The 19,379-nt window shown below is 66.2% G+C and carries 19 protein-coding genes and 3 pseudogenes; 8 read left to right on the forward strand and 14 right to left on the reverse strand.

The features are described 5' to 3' along the window. Positions 1-8: 8 nt before the first annotated feature. A complete protein-coding gene (locus tag ACWEQQ_RS12685) occupies positions 9-527 on the reverse strand; it encodes an ATP-binding protein (protein WP_452348287.1) in 519 nt (172 codons plus the stop codon). Between the two features lie 84 nt (positions 528-611). On the opposite strand from ACWEQQ_RS12685, the gene ACWEQQ_RS12690 reads away from it, so the two are divergent. Then, positions 612-1,256: a GNAT family N-acetyltransferase gene (locus ACWEQQ_RS12690; protein ID WP_452348288.1), complete on the forward strand. Its 645-nt coding sequence runs from the start codon at positions 612-614 to the stop codon at positions 1,254-1,256. On the opposite strand, the gene ACWEQQ_RS12695 is transcribed toward ACWEQQ_RS12690, so the two are convergent. From ACWEQQ_RS12695 to ACWEQQ_RS12705, 3 genes are all read right to left on the reverse strand, one after another. Next, positions 1,170-1,844, reverse strand: coding sequence for a hypothetical protein (locus ACWEQQ_RS12695; protein WP_452348289.1), 675 nt, complete (start codon positions 1,842-1,844; stop codon positions 1,170-1,172). The genes ACWEQQ_RS12690 and ACWEQQ_RS12695 overlap by 87 nt on opposite strands. A 64-nt stretch (positions 1,845-1,908) precedes the next feature. After that, positions 1,909-2,190 carry a hypothetical protein gene (locus ACWEQQ_RS12700; protein WP_452348290.1) on the reverse strand — a complete coding sequence of 94 codons (282 nt, stop codon included), beginning with the start codon at positions 2,188-2,190 and terminating at the stop codon, positions 1,909-1,911. Between the two features lie 84 nt (positions 2,191-2,274). Further along, positions 2,275-3,555: a hypothetical protein gene (locus ACWEQQ_RS12705; RefSeq protein WP_452348291.1), complete on the reverse strand. Its 1,281-nt coding sequence runs from the start codon at positions 3,553-3,555 to the stop codon at positions 2,275-2,277. Positions 3,556-3,752: 197 nt separating this feature from the next. Between ACWEQQ_RS12705 and ACWEQQ_RS12710 the strand changes: the two are divergent. Then, positions 3,753-4,550, forward strand: a pseudogene (locus tag ACWEQQ_RS12710) (IS5 family transposase); the annotation flags it as partial. Between the two features lie 618 nt (positions 4,551-5,168). Here ACWEQQ_RS12710 and ACWEQQ_RS12715 read toward each other — a convergent pair. Continuing rightward, positions 5,169-6,596: an alpha/beta hydrolase gene (locus ACWEQQ_RS12715; RefSeq protein ID WP_452348292.1), complete on the reverse strand. Its 1,428-nt coding sequence runs from the start codon at positions 6,594-6,596 to the stop codon at positions 5,169-5,171. 921 nt (positions 6,597-7,517) lie between these two features. Here ACWEQQ_RS12715 and ACWEQQ_RS12720 point away from each other — a divergent pair. From ACWEQQ_RS12720 to ACWEQQ_RS12735, 4 genes and pseudogenes are all read left to right on the forward strand, one after another. Continuing rightward, complete coding sequence (locus ACWEQQ_RS12720) at positions 7,518-7,943, forward strand: hypothetical protein (protein ID WP_452348293.1); 426 nt, start codon at positions 7,518-7,520, stop codon at positions 7,941-7,943. 319 nt (positions 7,944-8,262) lie between these two features. Continuing rightward, positions 8,263-8,484, forward strand: a complete 222-nt coding sequence (locus ACWEQQ_RS12725) for a hypothetical protein (protein WP_452348294.1) — start codon at positions 8,263-8,265, stop codon at positions 8,482-8,484. 328 nt (positions 8,485-8,812) lie between these two features. Next, a pseudogene (locus ACWEQQ_RS12730) lies at positions 8,813-9,094 on the forward strand (acyl-ACP desaturase); the annotation flags it as partial. Between the two features lie 178 nt (positions 9,095-9,272). Continuing rightward, complete coding sequence (locus ACWEQQ_RS12735; protein WP_452348295.1) at positions 9,273-9,500, forward strand: hypothetical protein; 228 nt, start codon at positions 9,273-9,275, stop codon at positions 9,498-9,500. A 155-nt stretch (positions 9,501-9,655) separates the two neighbouring features. Here the strand turns inward: ACWEQQ_RS12735 and ACWEQQ_RS12740 are convergent. Continuing rightward, positions 9,656-9,886 (reverse strand): annotated as a pseudogene (locus ACWEQQ_RS12740) (cytochrome ubiquinol oxidase subunit I); the annotation flags it as partial. A gap of 330 nt (positions 9,887-10,216) precedes the next feature. On the opposite strand from ACWEQQ_RS12740, the gene ACWEQQ_RS12745 reads away from it, so the two are divergent. Next, a complete protein-coding gene (locus ACWEQQ_RS12745; protein ID WP_452348296.1) occupies positions 10,217-10,765 on the forward strand; it encodes a flavodoxin domain-containing protein in 549 nt (182 codons plus the stop codon). A gap of 72 nt (positions 10,766-10,837) precedes the next feature. Next, complete coding sequence (locus tag ACWEQQ_RS12750; RefSeq protein WP_452348297.1) at positions 10,838-11,482, forward strand: PAS domain S-box protein; 645 nt, start codon at positions 10,838-10,840, stop codon at positions 11,480-11,482. Here ACWEQQ_RS12750 and ACWEQQ_RS12755 read toward each other — a convergent pair. From ACWEQQ_RS12755 to ACWEQQ_RS12790, 8 genes are read right to left on the reverse strand one after another with little or no spacing between them, the layout of a single operon-like run. Then, entirely contained in the window at positions 11,428-12,552 is a 1,125-nt protein-coding gene (locus ACWEQQ_RS12755) for an MSMEG_0565 family glycosyltransferase (protein WP_452348298.1), read from the reverse strand. The two genes, ACWEQQ_RS12750 and ACWEQQ_RS12755, sit on opposite strands and share 55 nt — an antisense overlap. Next, a complete protein-coding gene (locus ACWEQQ_RS12760) occupies positions 12,552-13,403 on the reverse strand; it encodes a carbon-nitrogen hydrolase family protein (protein ID WP_379390080.1) in 852 nt (283 codons plus the stop codon). The genes ACWEQQ_RS12755 and ACWEQQ_RS12760 overlap by 1 nt, the downstream gene beginning before the upstream one ends. 10 nt (positions 13,404-13,413) lie before the next feature. Next, complete coding sequence (locus tag ACWEQQ_RS12765; protein ID WP_452348299.1) at positions 13,414-14,685, reverse strand: MSMEG_0569 family flavin-dependent oxidoreductase; 1,272 nt, start codon at positions 14,683-14,685, stop codon at positions 13,414-13,416. Next, a complete protein-coding gene (locus ACWEQQ_RS12770; protein ID WP_379390076.1) occupies positions 14,682-15,002 on the reverse strand; it encodes an MSMEG_0570 family nitrogen starvation response protein in 321 nt (106 codons plus the stop codon). The genes ACWEQQ_RS12765 and ACWEQQ_RS12770 overlap by 4 nt, the downstream gene beginning before the upstream one ends. Further along, positions 14,995-15,918 (reverse strand): carbon-nitrogen hydrolase family protein, encoded by a 924-nt coding sequence (locus tag ACWEQQ_RS12775; protein ID WP_452348300.1) that lies wholly within the window; start codon positions 15,916-15,918, stop codon positions 14,995-14,997. Before ACWEQQ_RS12775 ends, ACWEQQ_RS12770 begins: the two co-directional genes overlap by 8 nt. After that, the gene (locus ACWEQQ_RS12780; protein WP_452348301.1) at positions 15,915-17,381 is read right to left on the reverse strand and encodes an MSMEG_0567/sll0787 family protein; all 1,467 of its coding nucleotides are present in this window, start codon (positions 17,379-17,381) and stop codon (positions 15,915-15,917) included. The genes ACWEQQ_RS12775 and ACWEQQ_RS12780 overlap by 4 nt, the downstream gene beginning before the upstream one ends. Position 17,382: 1 nt before the next feature. Beyond that, positions 17,383-18,441, reverse strand: a complete 1,059-nt coding sequence (locus ACWEQQ_RS12785; RefSeq protein ID WP_452348302.1) for an MSMEG_0568 family radical SAM protein — start codon at positions 18,439-18,441, stop codon at positions 17,383-17,385. Positions 18,442-18,451: 10 nt separating this feature from the next. Then, complete coding sequence (locus ACWEQQ_RS12790; RefSeq protein ID WP_452348325.1) at positions 18,452-18,997, reverse strand: MSMEG_0572/Sll0783 family nitrogen starvation response protein; 546 nt, start codon at positions 18,995-18,997, stop codon at positions 18,452-18,454. Positions 18,998-19,379: the final 382 nt, after the last annotated feature.

Raw genomic sequence — 19,379 nt, forward strand, 5'->3', positions numbered from 1 at the left:
GAGGGGTCTCATCCCTTGATGGCCTCTGCGATCTGCAGTGCGGCCTGGGCGGGTGTGAGGTGCGTGGTGTCGACGACCTCGGCCTCACTGTGTAGCCACGTGCGGGCCGCCTCGGCGTAGGGCTCCAGATATTTGAGCCGGAACGCGGAGGGGACGGGGGTGGCTGCCTCGATACTGCTGCGGAGGGTGTCTTGGTCGGCGTGGAGGACGAAATTTCTGACCGGGATGGCGTGGTGGGCGAGGCCCGCGCTGATTTCGCGCCAGTACTGCTCGACCAGGACAGTCATGGGCATCACCACGGCGCCGCCGGTGTAGTCGAGTATCCGGCGGGCTGTCTCGACCACGAGCGGCCGCCACGGCGGCCAGTGCTGGAAGTTGTCGGTCTCGGGCAGCCCCGGCGTGATGTCCATGAGCGTTTCGCCGACTTTCTCGGCGTCGAACACCCGTGAGTCCGGGATGAGTTGCTGCACAAGTGCACTGATCGTTGTCTTGCCTGCGCCGTGGGTGCCATTAAGCCAAACGATCATCGGCCCAACGTAATGCTATGACGGCGGGATCCGACGTGCCGAGATGCCGGTTCGCCACCTCACGGCCAAGCACAGGGTTCAGCGGTGGTCGGTGCGGGCGGTGATCGATGGTGTGACCGGGCGACATGCTCTGATGGATCGACGTCGAGCAAGGGGATTGGCCTCATGAACCAGTTGTCGATGCTGTCCGCCGTCCGGATCGCAACGGACCGGGTCCTGCTGCGCAAGGCGCTCGACACCGATCGGGAAAGGCTCATCGAGCTACGAACAGACCCGCAGGTCGGGGCCTACATCGGCGGCCTGCTTCCGCGGAAGAGTGTTGAGCAGTACTTGGACAGGATCGGCGGCGCAGCCAACGCCACCGCCACTCCCGGCAGCTTCATCATCGCCGACAAAGCCACCGGCGACCTTCTGGAAACATTCGAGCTCAAGCGTCGCCCCGCCGACTGGCCCGGCCACGTCCTCGACGACGGGGAGGAACTGGAACTGGATTTCCTGATGCGGCCCGACGCCTGGGGCGCAGGACTGGCGAGCGAGGCCGCCACCGCCGTATTGCGCACGGCCGCAGACGAACTCCCTGACCAACCGGTCCTGATCTCGACACAGACGGCCAACGAACGCTCTCTCGGACTCGCGGCCCGCCTAGGATTCCAGCCGGTCAGCACCTTCGAATGGTTCGACGCCGAGCAGACACTCTGCCTGGCCAGCCTGTACTCGTTCAAAGCCTGATCGGCAGATCGAGGTCACGTCCGCCGCCATGCTGCTGGGTCGGTGCGGGCCTGCCAGGCCATCAATGTCTCCGCGGAGGGGCGGGCGTATTTGGCCAGTGACCGTACCGAGGTGTACCCGCTGATGCGCATCAGCATCGGCGTGGACGCTCCGTCCTCGGCGGCATGGGTCAGTTTCGAATGCCGCAGCTGATGCAATGTGACCGGACCCCGCGAACGTGGCGGTGTGGTCCTCGAAGACCTCGAGCGCCCGTCGGTACGACAACCGTGCGCGCCCGCTGTCGGAGTCGGTATCGGCTTTGGCGACACCGGATTTCGCCTTGCGGTCGGTCAGGTACAGCGGGCCAGTGTGGCGGCCGGCCAGCAGGCGCGGCAACAGCCGGGCGGTGCCAGTTTGCCAGGCCACGATGTCGGTCGCGCCGTCCTTGCGGATCACGGTGGCGCACCTGTTCGGCATGTCCAGGTCCGGGATGTCGAGCAACAGCAACTCCTCGGCGCGGGCCGCTGTCTCGTAGAGCATGTGCCAGAGCACCCGCTCGCGCAGCGGCGCATCCAAACCCAGCACCGCAGTCACTTCGTCGCGGGTCAAAGCGCGGGAGTGGTCCGGCGGCACCGCTCGCGATACCAACCGCGACAACGGATCTCCGCCCAACTCAACGAACGCGGTATCGATCTTCGTTGGTTTTCGTCCCCTTGGACGGTGTCTCACGTCGCTGATTTCGCCTTCGCCAGTTTCTTGTAGCAGGTGAGCGCGGCGGCGAGGGGTCGGGAACACCGGCCAGCATCCGGTCGCAGGCGTTGGCGATGCGTTCGCGCTGTTCCAGCCACAGCAGCCATGCGCGGAGATCGGCGGGTTCGAGACCCCGCAGCAGCTTGCGCCGTGCCGCCCGCCGAGCGTCTTGCTCGGAGTGGATGCCCTTGCGCTCGAACCGCAAGTTGAGTCGGTGATTAGCCGCTCAGCCACGAGATACCGCCGATATGACTGCCTGGCAACGACTATCGGGTGCGCCGCGCTCAGATCAGGAATCGAAACCGAGCCCGCTGCTGCGGTAGCCGACGTGGCGGTTGTCCAGTTGGGCTGCGCGTTGTTCAGGGGTAACCATCGTGATGCCCGCCGGGAGAACTGCGGGGAGCTGGGCGAGGTCGACGACCTGAGTGGTCAGTGGCGGAATGATCGGCAGAGGTCCGACCGGCAGGCCCTGCCATCGCATGAACATGGTTCCCTGCGACAGTCCGGTCGTGTCGATCCAGTTGTGCACGCCCGGATCTCGGCTGCTGATCACGAAAGTGTAAGACCCGTCAGGGTTTGCGGTGGCCTGCTTGCTGTTCATCGCCGTTTGGCGCTGCCAGTACGGCAGAGACACCGTCCAGGTGTCGCCCAGAGCGAGATTGATGGAGCTGCCACCGCCGGTCTGTGTCGTCACGATCAATGCTTGGTTGTCTGCGAGTTCGAAGTTCCCGAACGAGCGGTCTGTCGAGTATTGCGGCAGCGGCGGCAGAAGTGCGTTGGGCGGCAACGGGTACTGCAACGCCATGACGTACGTATAGATCCAATTCTGATTGCGCAGCATGCCGTGAGCGTCGCTGATGAGCTGGTCGAACGACTTCTCTGGTGCCGCCTCAGGGCCCGCCGTGCGGGTGATGGTCAGCTCGGCCGGGCTCTGAGTGCCCCAGTCGTCGATGACTTCGCGGATGATCATGTGGTTGGTGTCGGGAGTCGTCTGGATGTGGTTCGGTGCACCGGAAGCGAACGGATCGATCATGAGGGTGAAGCGGCCGTCGGGATCGACCGCCAGATCGCGACCATTGAATTCGGTGATGGTGCGGATGTCGTCGACGTCGCCAGAAAGCTGAAATCGGATGGTGGACGGCCGATCTGAGGCGAAGCTGCCGGTCAGGATGTAGGTGGAGGTGTTGTCGAGCGGGATGAAGCGGAGGGGCTGGTCGGGGACGTCGCCGGCGTAGCGGGCACCCGGCACACTGGTGCCGTGGACGGTGTGTGGCGGCCCGCTCCAGCTGATCTTGGGACGCTGTGGATCGGCGTTGGCGGCTTTCTGGGCGTAGGCGAACAGCAGTTCCTGAATGTCGGGGTCGAGCTGCGCTTGTGCTTGCGGGGTGAGCGACCCGAGCCGCGCCGTCATGACCTGTGACCACTGCTGTTTCAGCCGGTCACCTTCGGCTTGCACCTGGGGCGTTTGGGCCAAACGCACGGCCAGATCGTTGACCTGGTCCTGGTCTCTGGTCAGCAGCGCGTCCGCGATCCGCTGATCGGCGACCGCGGGTACGCCGATCACGGCCACCGACAACCCCATCACTGCGACCGCCAGAACGGCACGTCGATTCATTACAACCACCGAACCTCCTGGGAAGACTCGCATTTAGACGATCGTCTACAGTGCGTGACCATACACGGGGTTCCGATAGTAGGACCGTGTCTCATGTCGTCGTGGTTCGTTGGCCGCGTGTCGTATTCGGTTGTGCGGCATGATTTCCGGCCGTGGTCGATGAGTTGTCGCGCCGGCTGGTGCGGGACGAGTTGTGGGCGCTGGCCGAGCCGCTGTTGCCGAGGTTCACCGCGCGCAAGCCGGGTGGCGGCACCGCGCCGACCGACCAGCGGCGGGTGTTCACGGCCGTGGTGTATGTGCTGAGCAGCGGTTGTGCGTGGCGTCTGCTGCCACCGTTGTTCGGTGTGACCGTTCCGACGGTGCATCGGCGGTTCACCGTGTGGACCAAGGCCGGGCTGTGGCGGCGCCTACATCGTGCGGTGCTCGACGAGCTGGGCAGCCAAAGCTTGATCGACTGGTCGCGGGCGGTGATCGACGCGGCGAGCGCGCGAGCGAAAAAAAAGGGGGGCGATCCGACCGGCCCGAATCCGGTCGATCGCGGCAAATCCGGCTCCAAGATCCACGTCCTGTCCGACCGAGCGGGAATCCCTGTGGCAGTGGGTGTTTCGGCCGCCAACACCAACGACGCCGAAGCGTTGAAGCCGCTGGTGAAGGCGATACCCGCGGTGCGTTCGCCGTGCGGACTGCGGCGGCGCAGACCCGCGAAACGGCACGCGGACAAGGCTTACGACATCGCTGATCTGCGCCGCTGGGTCCGCGACCGGGGCATCGCCGTCCGCATCGCCCGCAAGGGGATCGAATCGTTCCAGCATCTCGGGCGCCACCGCTGGGTCATCGAGCGCGCGATCTCGTGGCTGAGCGGCTATCACCGACTCAACTTGCGGTTCGAACGCAAGGGCATCCACTTCTGTGCCTTCCTCACCCTTGCCGCCGCGCTCACCTGCTACCGGATCGGGTTGCTCATACGCGTGATCGCGTGCGGACTGGCCAACTGTCAGCGGATATCAGCAGATCCCGGCTGGTCGGTTCGATGCCGAGCCGGAGGACATCAGTCTTCCGTGCCGGCGGATGCGGCGTATTCGGGCAGCTGGGCGTTGCTGGGTTCGGTGTGTCGAACGTGGGGTGGGATGGCGAGCATTGTGGGCATCGTGTCCGAGATTCCGAGTGTAGATAGCGTGGTTGCGGCCACGGAGGCGACGGTGCCGAGTTCGATTGCGCTGGAATGACTTCGGCCACTTTTCGGGCCATTCCGGTGAATGCCCGCCGACGGGTTGTGGTCCCGCGCCGCGGTTGTGGGGAAATGAGGAAACCCCCTCCGACCCGGGTCGGAGGGGGTTTCGTACCTGTCGGGCTGACAGCAGGATTTGAACCTGCGACCACTTGACCCCCAGATTCGCATCCGGATCATTTGTGCATGTCACACACGTCAGGCATGTTCACCCAGCGTCCTTGCGACCAGGCATTGTTCGGTGGCGCGCACGCCGTGCGGCCACCAGATGGCCACCGCCGCGATTGTGATCGGCGCCGTTGGTCGTCAGCCTGTCGGGGTGGATCGGCTGGAGGTGGTGTCAAGTGAACGGTGGGACGTCCTGCTGGCAGACAGTGCCGGGTGGGGGCAGCGCGCCACGGATGACGTAGTCGCTCTCGTAGGCTTTCGCGCAGCTGCTCGGGTTGAACAGCGTGGTGTGCCCGTATCCAGCGACGGTAAGCAGCCTGGCGTTGTGCAGTTGGGCGGTCATGGCCAGGGCGTTGTGGTACGGGGTGGCGGGATCGAAGATGGCGTTGACGGTGAGGATCGGTGTCGCGGAGCGGCCCCACGGGCCGGTGTAGCGATGGGCGGCCTTGGCGGGCCAGGTGGAGCACGCCTCTGTCACCCACGGCCAGAAGGGCCCGACCGTACCGGCTCGAACGGTACTGAACTTCGCCAGGGCGCCGTAGATGTGCGGATCGCGCGGGTTGGGACTCTCGCCGCAAATGATCGCCAAGGGCTGCTCGACGCCCGTGTACTTCTGCTGTTGGGCCGAACCTTCCCGGGAGGAGTCGCTCAGCGCTGTCGAGGACCGGTCCACCAGGCGATTCTCGCCCGGGTCGGGCATCTGCGGCGTTGCGCCCAGCCACAGCTGCTGCAGCAGCTCGGCCAGCGCCGTCCAGTTCGCTGGGGAACCGGCGGTGGCATGGACGGTATACAGATTGGCGCGCACGGCGTTGGCGGTGGCGGCGTAGGTGAACCCGTCCTGCGGGTGGATGAGCAGGCGGTGCAGCAGTGCCTCGTACTTCGCTCGGGTCGCCACCGCACTGCCGGCCGAGAACGGGCAGCGGATCGGGCCTGCTTGGCTGCACAGGTTCAAGAACTGTTCCAGCGTCTTGGCCGTTCCCAGGTCGGATGCCTGCCGTAGGAAGGTCGACAACACCGGATTCCAGTCGTACCACGCAGACGGATCGATATTGCCGTCCAGCACCATCGCCCGGACCCGGTCGGGGAAAAGGTTGGCGTAGGTGGCGCCCAGCAGCGTCCCGTAGGAGACCCCGAAGTAGGTCACCAGCTGTTCGCCGAGGACTCTGCGCAGCAGATCGATGTCGTACGCCGAGTCGGTGGTGGAGACGAACCGCAACAAGGCCGGGTCACGCCGCTCGCAACCCCGGCCGAGTTCGGCGTACAGGTCGATCCACCGCTGCTCCTGCTCGTGGCCGACCGGAAACCCCACAGGCAACTGCGCGAACCAGGCATCGAACTCCGCCTTATCGTCGAAGCATTGGACCGAGGTCGATTCACCGACCCCGCGCGGATCCCAGCTGACGATGTCGAACCGTTCCTGGATCTGGAGTGGGAAGAGCGGATATGCGATCGGGAGGACTGTGGTGCCTGCTCCTGCCGGCCCGCCTGGGTTGAACAGCAGGCTGCCGATCCGATGCGCGGGGTCGGTTGCCCGGTGTCGGATGACCGCCAGCTCGATCGTGCGCCTGTCGGGATGCTGGTAGTCCAATGGTGACGGCACGGTGGTGCATTCGAAATCCGGGTGGTCGGGGCACGGGGTCCAGACCGCGGCAGGCGTTCCCCCAGGCGCCTCATCCGACGGCTGAGCCGCGGCGGGCGCGGCGCCGCAGGCCACAGCCGCGGCCACCATTATGGATGCCACTATGCATCGGGTGAAACGAGCGCGGTTCGTCACAGATCCTCGCTATCGTCACGGTGAAAATGCGTGGCTGTCTCACAAGGAACCCTCGACGCCGAACCGTAGCCGATCACGCGGCAAATGCCCGGTTAGGTCGATTCACCGGCGTGGTCCGATCGATAGCGCACACAAGCCGGTGACTAACCAAATGAGCCATCTCAGGTCCGAGGGTTGCGGCGTGTGCCCCGACATCGGGCTCGCCCGTCTGTCCTACGGCCGGACTCGGCAACTCCTGGACGCCACGACCTGCGGCGAGAACCCCGACGCGCACCGTTGACCCAGCTCGCGAGTGTCTTCTTCGGGATCTTGAGGCGCTCGGCGACTTCATCAGTGCTCAGCCACACCTCGTCAGGATCCATGTTGGGCCGTTCCGCAGTCTCGTAGACTGGAAAGCTTTGCAGCAGTGACGGTTCGGTCGTGCTGAGCCAGTAGCTGATGACTCATCGTGAGAAACCTCGATCAGATCGACGATCGGCAGCTGTCGGTCCATCGAAGCTGAGAGGTCGGGACTGCTCCAGACAGTTACCGAACTGTGGCCGTCGATAGGGCATTTCGGGTCACCGCCGCTGTTCGACGGTTGGTGAGCCGTGGTCCAGATTGGGGATGTCTGCAGATGGGCCACAGTCATCCCCGTCAAAGGACCACGCGACTCGTTTGACGATTACCCCGAGAATGCTCCGGGTTCCAACGCACTGGAACCCGGAGCAGAGGGAAGCCCATTCAGCCGGGTTCTCGTGCCCGCCCGTGCTCATCCTCCAGACCGCCACCCAGATCCCGCTTGCGCTGGCCGAACTGCTGCGCGCCTGCAAACTCGTCAACAGCGCCCTGCACGACCTGCGCACTGAACCGTCACGACGAGCCATGACCGGCGAGCTGATGACAACGAGTTCGGGTAGTGGCACCTCACAGGAAGGTGGCGACGCTGAGTGTTGTCGTGATATATCAGATTTCGACGGTATTTCAACTCCGGCGGCCCGGTACCTCGGCCCGATTCTGGAGACTCGCCACCGCACCCTGAAACGGCTTCTCACCGAACCAGAGCTTGAGAAAGCGGCGTTGAAGGAGATCGCCAAGGACGCTCGTATGGATGTCATGCCGGCGCTGGTGCGCGGAAATCGGCTCCTAGGGCTTGGGACGCCTCTGGCGCGAGATTTCGCTCGAGTCCCCTGAGTCAAGTCCACATGCTGTAAGTCGTTGTGCGGCGTGATGGTTGCTTGGGTCGTAGGGGGTGCCGTGGTGCCAGCAGGCCCAGATGACGCGGAGCCAGACGCGGGCAACGATGCGGGTGGCGGAGGATTGCGTTTGCCTCGTGCACGGGCGTTCGCGTAAAGCTGTGCGGCCCAAGGTGATTGCACTCGGCCGTGGTGGGCGAAAGCGGTGATGGCTTTGTGGGCCCGGGTGTTGGCTGCCCAGCGGAAAATAGACGCCACTGGTCTTGCCGGCGGCCTTGGTGACCGGGGTGACGCCGCATTCGGCGCCGGCTTGGTCGATGGGTGTCAACGCGGTCGAGGATCGGACCGACCTCGGCGAGCAACTGGGCCAGGTTGATCGTGCCCACGCCGGGCAGCTCGGCCAGCAGTCTGGCTCGGGGGTGCTGATCGACGCGATGTTTGATCAGGGCATCCTGATCAGCGATGGCGGCTTGGATGCCGCGCAAGAGCCGCACTTGGGTTCCGATCATCATCGCCAGAGTGTCGATGGGCATGGGTAGCCGGAACGGCGGCGGCGCGTAACCGGGCCAGCAGCTGTGAGGCGGGTTTGCCGCCGCGGTAGGAGTGCCGGCGTGAGAATGCGGCCATGCGGGCCTCGCCGAGCCGGGCAGCCGAATGGGGCGTGGGTAATCGGTGAGGAAGGCCGAAGCGATGGGTGAGGCCAGCGAGCGGAACAGGTCTTTGGGGCCTGGCCAGTAGGTGTCGAGCAGGGCTGCGAGCTGGGTGATCGCGGTGGTGCGGGCCTGGACTTGATCGTCGCGGAGTCGAATCAGTGCCTGCAGCTCGCGCAAGCCGGCATCGACCGGGTCGAGTTGGCGCAGCCGGTATCAGGCGATGGCCGCCATCGGTCTGATCGTGCAGAACTTCCGCATGCCCGGCGCCGGGATGCCGAATTTTCGCCGGCACGGCGTGACCTGTCAGCACTTCGAGGAAGTACTCCAGCCGGTGATGCGGCAATGGAACATCTTCGATCGCACCGACTTCGGACCCCGCGGGGAACAGGCTCGCGAACGCCTGGCGGGTTTCGCCGAGAACCTCGAGAAGATCCAGATCCCCCGCTTCGAAGAACAACGCGACCGCGCTCTCGCCTGCGAAGCTGCCCGGGTTTGACGTAGTCCCCGCGGTGGTGAGGCAGCGTTGATATCGAGGAATCGCACTGCCACACAAAGAAATGGCGTACACACGGATGATTCGCAACCTACCATCGAGTAGTCGGCCCGGTTCGCCACGCGTCGACGCGAGCGGCCGCATGAGGGACGTGGTATTCCTGGGTCTCGGGAGGAGATCGATGACAGGAGAGTTGGAACACCGTGTCCGCCAAGCATTCCTGGATGCCCGGCAAACGCTCGCGCTGGGCGAGGTCGGCACTCTCGGGGACCGCCTCGCGCGATTGCGATCTGACGTGGAGGACGCCCCCTACGTCGACGATGAGCGGCGACGACTGCTCGAACTGTGTGACGCGGCACTGAAAAGGGTGGCATGGGCGGAGAAGCAGCGTCGGGCGACGCGTGAGTGACGATATGGAACGAAAGCCCGGGTCCGAGAGCCGGACCCGGGCTTCGTGTACGTCGGCCGTGGGGTCGGAGACTGTCTCCGATTCGGTAACGGCGTGGTTTTACCCCAGCCGACGTAGCTTTCACGGGTGCGCCGATGGGACCGCGCGGGCAGGGTTTATGCGTGGTCCCACCGGCCCGGTGCGGACGCTGCCTGCCGCACCGGTGTACGGATGGCTGCGGGGGACAGCTCATCCGCGCGATCAGAGGAGATCCGGGCTAGCGCGGGCGGGCAGGTGGTGGCCCACTCGAGGGAGTTGCCGTAGCCCCACGGGTCGTCGACGGTCACGGTCTCGCCGTAGCGGTTGGAGTTGAAGACGTTCCACAGGAACGGCAGCATCGACGCGCCTGGTGTTCAGGTTTCGGGGAAACCGCCGTCACCAGCATCCCTCCTCACAACTTCGTACGGAACCTGCGTTCGTATCAGGAACGCTTAACTCGCACATGCCTTCTGGCTACCGCAAAGTAATCAACTACAGCGCGTCGGTGATAGGGCAGACGCGCAGCTCCTGACCTTCGGCTCGAGGATTGAGACCTTTGCCCCAGGGTGGCAATGACTTTCGACCAGGGCCCTCGAGTGTGAGATCGGTACTGGATAGCCAGTAAGGGACATTGGTCCCTTCGGTCGGGGCCTCGAGCCTCTGCTGGATGTTCGTGTTCGGTCCGCAGGCTGGCGCGCATGGGTTCGAGGGTGCGGCGTATTGCCGTGGTGTACGCGACGGGGCAAGGGACGACCAAGGAAATCGCCGAAGTGATCGGCAGGGAGTTGGAATCCTCCGGTGTGGTGGTGGAGGTGGTGCGGATCGGTCACCAGGTGCCCGACCTGGCCGAATTCGACATGGTGGTGCTGGGCAGTCCCGTGTATCACGAGGCCCTGATGAAATCATTCGTCGTCTTCGCCTACCAGCGGCTCGACCAACTCGCGACGCCGGATGTCTGGCTGTTCAGCGTCGGCATGGCACCGGCGCTGACGGGTCGTATCGGCCGGCGGCTGGCACGCGCGGTGCCGAAAGAGATTGCGACCGTGCGGGATGCGCTGGCGGTACGCGGTTACCGCGCCTTCGCCGGGCGCTACGAACGGGCCAAGCTACCGTTGCGCGCCCGGTTGCGGTACCGCCTGCTTGGCGGACGCCGCTACGGTGACCTGCGGGATTGGGACGCGATCACCTCGTGGGCCACCGGTATCGCCGCGGATTCCACGCGCCGCGCCGCGGGCGCGAGTATCTGACCGGGATGACGATCACCGACGACATCATCATCGGTTCCCCAGAGCTGCCAGCTCCCGCCGGCACTGTGCCCCTTGGGGCCGACCGAGCTGTTCTTCTCCACTACCGACCGCCACGGCGTAATCCGCCTCGGCAACTCGGTTTTCGCCCGTGTCTCGGGGTACGCGCCGGATGAGCTTGCGGGAGCACCGCACAATATCGTCCGCCACCCGGACATGCCCGCCGGTGTGTTCGAGCTGGCCTGGGAGCGACTGCTGTCCGGTCGGCCGGTGGGGGCGTTCGTGCAGAACCAGGATCGAGACGGCTCGCGCTACTGGGTGTTCGCCACCATGAGCTCGCTGTGTGACGGCTACCTCTCGGTCCGAATCGCGTCGCGCAGTGGCTTTTCCGAGCTGATCGAGCCCGTCTATGCGCACGCGCGGGCGATCGAGGACCGGGCTCGGCAGACCGGTGCCGGACGTCTCGGGCGGGCTGTCTCGGGCGCGCAGTGGTCGAAGAAGCCTTGCGTGATAGGGGTTTCGCGTCCTATGACGAGTTCATGGCAGGGGTTTGACAGGTATTTTCGCGCCGGTCTGTTCGACGAGCAGTGTGTCCCTGGGATTCGGTCCGAGTCGACCGACTGGATGTGCACGAGGTTAATGGGGATTTCCATGTTCTCTGCGGTTCACCGGTGTGTGGTGAGCATTCGGCGCGGTACTGCTGTGGAATGGGTGCGGTAGAACTCGAGGTGGGCTCGGGCCGTTCGGTCCCAGCTGAACCACGCGGCGAGGGCTTTGCCCTGCTCGGTGCGGCGCGGGTCGGGAACCAACGCTCGCGCTAGTTCCGTGGCCAGCTCGGCGGGAGTGGCCGCGTAGCTGATGGTGTCGCCGAATACCTCGCGCAGCACTGGGAGATCGCGTGCTACGACGGGGATTCCGGTGGATAGGGCTTCCATGGCGGCCAGTCCGAATCCCTCTTTGGTGGAGAAGAAGGGGAGGAGGGCCGACGCCGCCACGAGTGCGGGGAGTTCGGTGTGGGGGACGGTGCCGAGGATGGTGGGGCGGATGTCGAGTTCGGTTGCGCGAGTATCGAACTGGGTGCGGTAGTCGCGGTAGTCGAAGAGTGTTTCGCCGCCGGCGAAGACGAGGTGCAGGTCCGGATGATCGCGCCGTAGCAGGGCGAACGCCTCGAGCAGGTCGATACTGCCTTTGCGGGGTTCGATGCCGCCGACGGCGAGGATGTACCGTCCGAGCCGGCGTCGCCAGGCTGCGCGAGCATCCGTGGCGTCGGGAGAGTCGTCTGCGGCGGCGGCGAAGCGGTCGTATTCGACACCATTGGGAATCACGGTGGGGCGCAGGCCCCATCCGGCCTGGACCTCGGCCGCGACGGCGTCCGACACGCAGATGTGTGCGTAGGGCTCGACGATGGCGCGTTCATGGCAGCGGGCGAGTTCGGGGGTGGTGAAGTTGTCGAGGTGGTGGATGGTGCGGATGCGGCGGTCGACGGCGTTGGCGCTGATGCAGTCCTGTGCGTGCACGATGTCGTAGTCCTCGGGAGTGAACGCCTGCCGCAATGCGACTATGGAGCGCATGATCCGCGTCCCGACCTGTTCGCCGTCGGCACTGGTGAAGGGAACGACGCGCACGGTCACGGCGGGGTCCACGGGGCGGAAGAAGGCGGCGTCACCGCCACGTCCGAGCGTCCATACGGTGACATCCGCGCCGCGCCGGGCGAGCGCCTCGGCGAGATTGAGCGTATGCACCACCCCGCCACGGGGTTTGGTGGAGTAGGTGAGGAGTGCGATCCGCATCAGTAGCCGCTCTTTTCGGTCATCAGGTTGTGGTAGGCGTCGACGCGGCGTTCCTCCAGGTGCCGCAGGACGCGCCGGGCTCGCTCGACCTCGGCGTCGATGTCGAGCTCCGCCACCGCGAGGCCGCCCTTGGACCAGGTTTTGGCGAGGATGTCACCGCCGGGTCCGACCACTTTGGCCTGGCCGAGGAAGCGCAGGTTGCCGGTGATTCCGGTTTGATTGGATGATGCGAGCACCACCTGGTTCTCGGCGGCGCGGGCCTGGTCGTACAGGTCGAAGAGGCGGGATTGCCGGTCGTTGGGCATCCGGGAGGCGCGATCGGTGACGCTGGCGGGCCAGGCCGACAGCGCGGCGATGGTGCGGGCACCGTCGAGAGCGAGAGCGCGCGCGGATTCCGGGAACGTCTTGTCGTAGTCGATGAGCATGCCGATCCGGCCGACCGGGGTATCGAAGGCCGCGAAGCGATCTCCGGCCGCGTACGCCAGGTGTTCCCCGGCCGGCTGGTGTACTTTGCGGTGGCGGCCGAGCACCCCGTCGCCGGTGAGGCACACCGCGGCGTTGTAGCGCGCACCGTCCGCGTGTTCGGCATAGCCGACGCAGATCGTCATATCCCCGGCCAACCGGCACAACAGCCGGAACTCGGGTCCATCGGGGTCGATGGCCTCCGGCCCGGCGGCTGGATCCGGGTTGCGGAGGTCTCCGATGTAGCCGCCGAGGCTCGCATCGGGCAGCACGAGCAGGTCGACGCCGTCCTGGGTGAGCCGGTCGATGATACCGGCGATCTTCTCCAGGGCGCGGGCGATGTCTGCGCCGAAATGTGCTGCGACGGCGGCTATTCGGGTGACGGCCATGGGTTGCGCCTCATGCCGCCGCGGTGGTGCGGGCGATAGCGGTGATCTGCCCGGCGAGGTGCTCGGCGTCGCGGGCGATGGCGGCGAAGCGGCCCGAGCCCCAGGTGTGCAGCCAGGGCAGCCCGAGGAAGTACAGCCCGGGCGTGGTCGTGACGCCGCGGTTGTGGCACGGGTGGCCCTCACCGTCGAAGACGCCGACGCGCAGCCACCGGTAGTCGGTGCGGAACCCGACCGACCACACTATCGACGTGATATCGCTTGCCGACAAATCGATTTCGGTGATCTCGCGCTCGGGACGCCACACCGGGCGGTAGCGCGGTTCGGTGGGCGCGTCGATCCCCGCACGGGCGATATAGGCGTCGATGGAGTCCTTGATGCTCTCGGCGACAGCGTCGGCGGCATCGAGGTCCCGCTCCAGCGACGGCTCGAAATGCACTGTGCCGTCGGCAACGTCGACCATCCGGCCGTAGAGCGCCATACCCTCGACCGCGAATTGGCGCAGGTCGATATCGCGGCCGCCGTCTCGACCGGTGACGTAGTGGTTGGTGTTCTCCCGCTTGCCCAGCCCACCGGGCTGATCTTCGATCGGGATGTCGTAGTGGCCCATGTCCTCGAGCCACGCGACGCAATCGCGGCCCCGATAGAAGCGGGCGACGCGGGGCGCGGTCCCGACCGCGAGATGCACCTGCCGACCCTCCAAATGGAGGTCCTCGGCGATCTGTGCTCCCGATTGGCCGGTACCGACGATGAGGACGGCGCCGTCGGGCAGGTCCGCGGAGCTACGGTATTGGGCGGAGTGGAGTTGCCGGATCGAGCTCGGCAACCGCTCGGCGAAGCGGGGCACGGTCGGCGTGTGATAACCGCCTACTGCGACCACCACCTGATCGGAATGCAAGGGGCCCGATGTTGTCTGGATGTCGAAGCCGCCGTCGACCGCTACCGTGACCGCGGTGACGGCGACGTGTTCGCGAACCGGCGGATCGAAGGTGTCGGCATAGGCGCGCACCCATGTGTAGACCTCGTCGCGTTTCATGAAGCCGTGCGGGTCCGGTCCGTTGTAACTGTATCCGGGCAGCACGCACTGCCAGTTGGGGGTGACGAGAGTGAAGTTGTCCCAGCGGGTGTCGCGCCACTCGTGGGCGATGGTGTCGCGCTCGAGGACGACGTGGTCGATGCCGCGTGCGGTCAGATGCCAGCTGATCGAGAGCCCGGCCTGTCCGGCACCGATCACGACGACGTCGCGGTGTTCCAGGGCGGTACCCGAGTCTGCCTGGGGGGTCATGGTTTTCCTCCGGTGGTTGCCGCCTCGACCGACGGCGGAGTCATCGACAGGACGCGTACCGTGCCCGGTGATGTCCGGGCCTGCGCTGCGCTTGCTTCGATGGCGTCCAGGGTCTGCATGGCGGAGGTGCAGTAGAAGCCGAACTTCTCGCGCACCCGCTCGGCCGCGGTGTTCAAAGCGCTCGAGACACGGGTCAGGAAGTCGTCGATCGGATAGTCAACGCCGGTGGCCAGATGATCGTGGATCACCAGCGAGGGCGAATAGCAGGACTGGACATTGCCGTCCGGCCAGCGGATGTCGAATGTCATCTCAGGCATGGATCGCCTCCAGCTCTTCGGGCACCGCGGGCTGCCCGACCACGCCGTGGCGGGCGACGACGCTGTGGTAGAGCTCGGGGCGGCGGTCGCGCAGGTTGTACATGCCGCCGCCGCGCGCCAATTCGAGTGCGTGATCGACGTCGACGGTCGCGGTGGCGAGACCGGGTTCGGTACCGGTGGTGGCGAGCACGTCGCCGCCGGGGCCGACGATCTTGGCGCTGCACACGAAGCGCAACGAGCCGAAGGTCCCGGCCTGGTTCGACGCGACCCACACCACCTGGTTCTCGACTGCGCGAGCGCGGTCGAAGATATCGAAGCGCTGGGTCCAGCGGTCGTCCTCGAGTCGTTCGGTGGTGGCGGTGCGGGCGGTGGGCCAGGCCGAGAGCGAGGTGATGATCTCCGCGCCGTCCAGCGCCAGCGCTCGTGCGGCTTCGGGGAATGCCTTGTCGTAGCAGATCTGCATGCCCATGCGGCCGACCGGGGTGTCGAAGGCGCGGTATTCGGATCCGGCAGCGTAGCAAAGGTTTTCGCCGAGGGGCTGATGCACCTTGCGGTAGGAGCCGAGAACCCCGTCGCCGGTGACGGTCGCGGCGGCGTTGTAGCGGAGATCGCCATCGGCTTCGCAAAATCCGAGAGTGACGACGAGTTCACCTGCCATCGCCGCGATGCGGCGCAGTTCCGGGCCGTCGAGGGTGAGAGCCGGCGGCAGACTGCGCAGACGGCGCTGCTTGGCCTCCTCGCTCTCCCCGCCGCCGCCCAGGCTGGGCAGATAGCCGCCCAGGCAGGCCTCGGGCAGCACCAGCAGTCGGCTACCGCGTTCGCGCGCCTGTTCGATCAGTGAGCCGATGGTGGCGTAGCACGCCTCCATGTCGCGGCCGAATGCGGCGGCGGCCACGGCGATCGAAAGTTCGGTCATGAGTGTCCCAATCCGGTTACCGCGCTTTCGAGCGCGTGAGTGACTTCTCCGTCAGGCCAGCGCAGCCGCACGCCGGGAGTCGCGCTGAGCACGCCGCACACGGCGGTCGTCGCCGGGCCTACGGGATTGACGGGGGTGCCGGGGCGATCGGCGGTGAGCATCGCGAAGCCGGGAAAGCAGGTGATCCAGTCGGCCAACTCGGCGCCCGGCGGGCGCGGGATGCGCGCCACGTCCAGTTCGACCCCGACACCGCTGGCCTCGGCGAGCATGCCCGCGGTCCCGGCGATGCCGGCCATGCTGACATCCTTCGCGGCCTTCGGACCCGTGTCCGAGACGAACCGGCCCAGTGCCCGCAATTCCGCGCCGCTCCGGTGTGACGACGAATCCCATTGTCGCCCGGCATATCCGGACCTCCAGCCGCCGCCCAGATCAGCGGTGAGCCGGAGCTCGTCGCCGACTTCGCCGCCTCCTCCGGGCACCGGCCGGGCCGTACGGCCGAGCGCGGTGACCGACAGCGCCGCCGGGACACCCAACTGGGTGTGGCCACCCAGCACCGGCACCTCCCAGATGCGGCTGGCCGCACCCAGGCCCCGGAGCACCCGGGTCAGCAGCGACCGGGTGGGCGCGGCGACCGCGTCGAGAAGGCCGATCGGTTCTGCACCCATCGCGGCGAGATCGTTGAGGTTGACCAGGGCCGCACACCATCCGGCCCATTCCGGGTCCCGTTCGACCATGGACGGCAGGATCGCGTCGCACGCGGCGACCAGGTCGCAGCCCGGGACCGGTGCGCCGTCATCACCTCGGAATCCGGTGCCGCCCAGTGTCATCGGTGTATCGCCCAACTCGGACAGCGCTTGCCCGAGCATGGCCTTGGTGGAGCGCGCCAGCCGCTCGATGCGGTCGATCGGCCAGCGCATCCGCACATGTGGCGCACCGGCCACGGTGGTCTCGGCGAGCGCGACCCACCCGAGATGGGCGAAAAGCGACCGGTAGCGGGTCTGCACCGTGGCCTCGAACCGCAGCACGTTATGGGTTTCGGCGTACGCGCACGCCGCTCGCACGAGTGCGCCGCCCACACCGCGGGTGCGCCGCTCGCAGTCCACTACCAGGCGACTGCCGGTCCACCACCCGAGATCCTCGGCGGTGGCCGGTGCCAGGCGGACTCCGCCCAGCACGGCACCGTCCGGTGCGATCGCGACCAGGATCCGGGTCCGAGGGTCATCGTCGATGTCGTCGGTGTCGCTGCCGGCGAACAAGCCCTGCTCGACGACGAAATTCTTCCTACGCAAGGCGTGATACGCGGCGACCTGCCGGGGCTCGGCGAGCCGGATGAGTAATCCGTCCTCGGGCTCGGCCGGGGCCGTATGTCCGGACAGGACACAGTAATCCGGCGATGTGGCACGCGCCCCGGACAGTTCGTCGAGCCAGGATCGGGGTGTGGCAGTGGATTCGGTGGTCGTCATCTCAGCCTCCCGCGGTTTGCAGTACGCTGCACGCCCCGCAGGCCGCGCAGCCGGCCTTCTGGTCCGTGCCGAGCATGCCGGCCCGGCGCAGTTCCGCCGCCACTCGCCGGGTCACGTTCTCGAGGACCGCCGCGGTCGGCGGGCTCGCAGCGTCGACGTCGACGGCCAGGGTTCCCGCGAGCGGCCGGAACGGCACCACGAACGGGTACACGCCCATGGCGATGAGTTCCGCCGCACCCGAAACCAATTCGTCCGGGTCTTCGCCCAGACCGACGAGCAGATAGGTGGAGACCTGGTTACGGCCGAACACTCGCACCGCTTCGGCCCAGGCCGCCCGGTACTCGGACAGCGGCACGGTGGACTTTCCCGGCATCCATCGAGCACGCACTCGGTCGTCGAGCGACTCGACGTGGATGCCGATCGCATCGGCTCCCGCGTCACGGAGCTCGCTCAGAGTCGCCAGGTCGCCAGGAGGCTCGCACTGCACCTGGATCGGAAAGGTCGGCACCGCTTGCTTGACGGCTCGCACACAGCGGGCCAGATGCCTTGCGCCACGGTCTTTTCCCGCCGAGGTGCCGGTGGTCATCACCATCTGCCGCACCCCGTCCAGCCGCACTGCCGCCGCAGCGACCTCGGCGAGCTGATCCGGACGCTTGACCGCGATCGTGGTGCCGGCCGCGAGAGATGCCTCGATGGAACAGAATCGGCACCGTTGGTCTTCGCCGTAGCGGATGCAGGTCTGCACCACCGTGGTCGCCAGCACGTCCTTTCCGTGCAGCCTTGCGATCTGCTCGTACGCCACGCCGTCGGCCGTGCGCAGGTCGTAGAAACGGGGTCGGCGCACCGGTTCGACGGTCACGCCGAGATCGGTGCCCTCGTAGAGCAGCCGATCGGCACGAATCGTGTACGGGCTCTCGGCGCGGAGGGGGATGGCAGCGCCGGCACCCCCGAACAGCACATGACCGTCGTCGCTGGGGCCGGCACCGGAACGGCGCTGCACCGGCACATCGACGCGGATGCCCAAGAGTGCGAGATCTACTCGCGTGGATACCTCGGTCATGACGGTCGGCTTACAGCTGGTAGGTGGAGTTGATGATGGCGCCCTTGCGGGCGTAGTGGATCAGCGCGTCCTGCACGTCCAGGGGATGCGCCGGGATCACACCTTCGATGAGGTCCTCCTCGCGGGCACCGTGCAAGGCGAGGCCGAACCGGCAGGCGAACACCCTCCCGCCCTCCTTGATGAAGGTGGCGAGGGCCTCGTTGATGTTCTGCTCGCCGGGGAACCCGCTGTCGCCGGTGGTCGGAAAGCCGCGGGTGGCAAGGCAGTTGATCGCGCCGGGACCGTAGAAGTAGATGGCGGACTCGAAACCTTTACGGAGTGCGCGCGTCGCCTGCAGGATGGCCACGAAACTCACCGACGATTCATGGGCGATACCGTGAACCAGCGTGAAATAGGTTTCACCCGCCTCCGCCTGATAATCGGGAAAGATCTTGGTGCCGCCGTAGATACTGGTGCCCTTCGGCAGGGCCGGGTGCGGGATTTCGGCGAGCGATTTCACGATGTTCTCCTCGATCGCCTTGTCGATCTCGGAGGTCGATGTGGTGGGTGCCGACATGGTTCGTCTCCTGGGCGTGGTCGGTGTGAATTCGGTGATCGGCAGTGCGCCCGTTGGTGTCCGGGTGGTCACCGATGGACCAAGTTCACGCCCGGTGTGTTTCCGGTTGGTCGCCTGCGGAACAATTGAAGGTTTCCGGATGTTCACCACGCACGTATGTGGATCGGATCACGAATCATACTGTGGCACAACGTAATTAGTTGCGCCGCCAGCGCAGCGCGGGCTGCGTGGGTTAGTGCGAAGTCGATGCGGTGTAATCGTCGTCCTGGGCTTTTCGGTGTTCTGTTAATCGCCTCGACCCAGTACCTCCCTCGATCGGAAACATGGACGAAACCGCTACTGGGCGACACGGTGAGCGCGGCGGCGGGACTTGGCAGACCAC

It is taken from the genome of Nocardia sp. NPDC004123, from assembly GCF_053603795.1.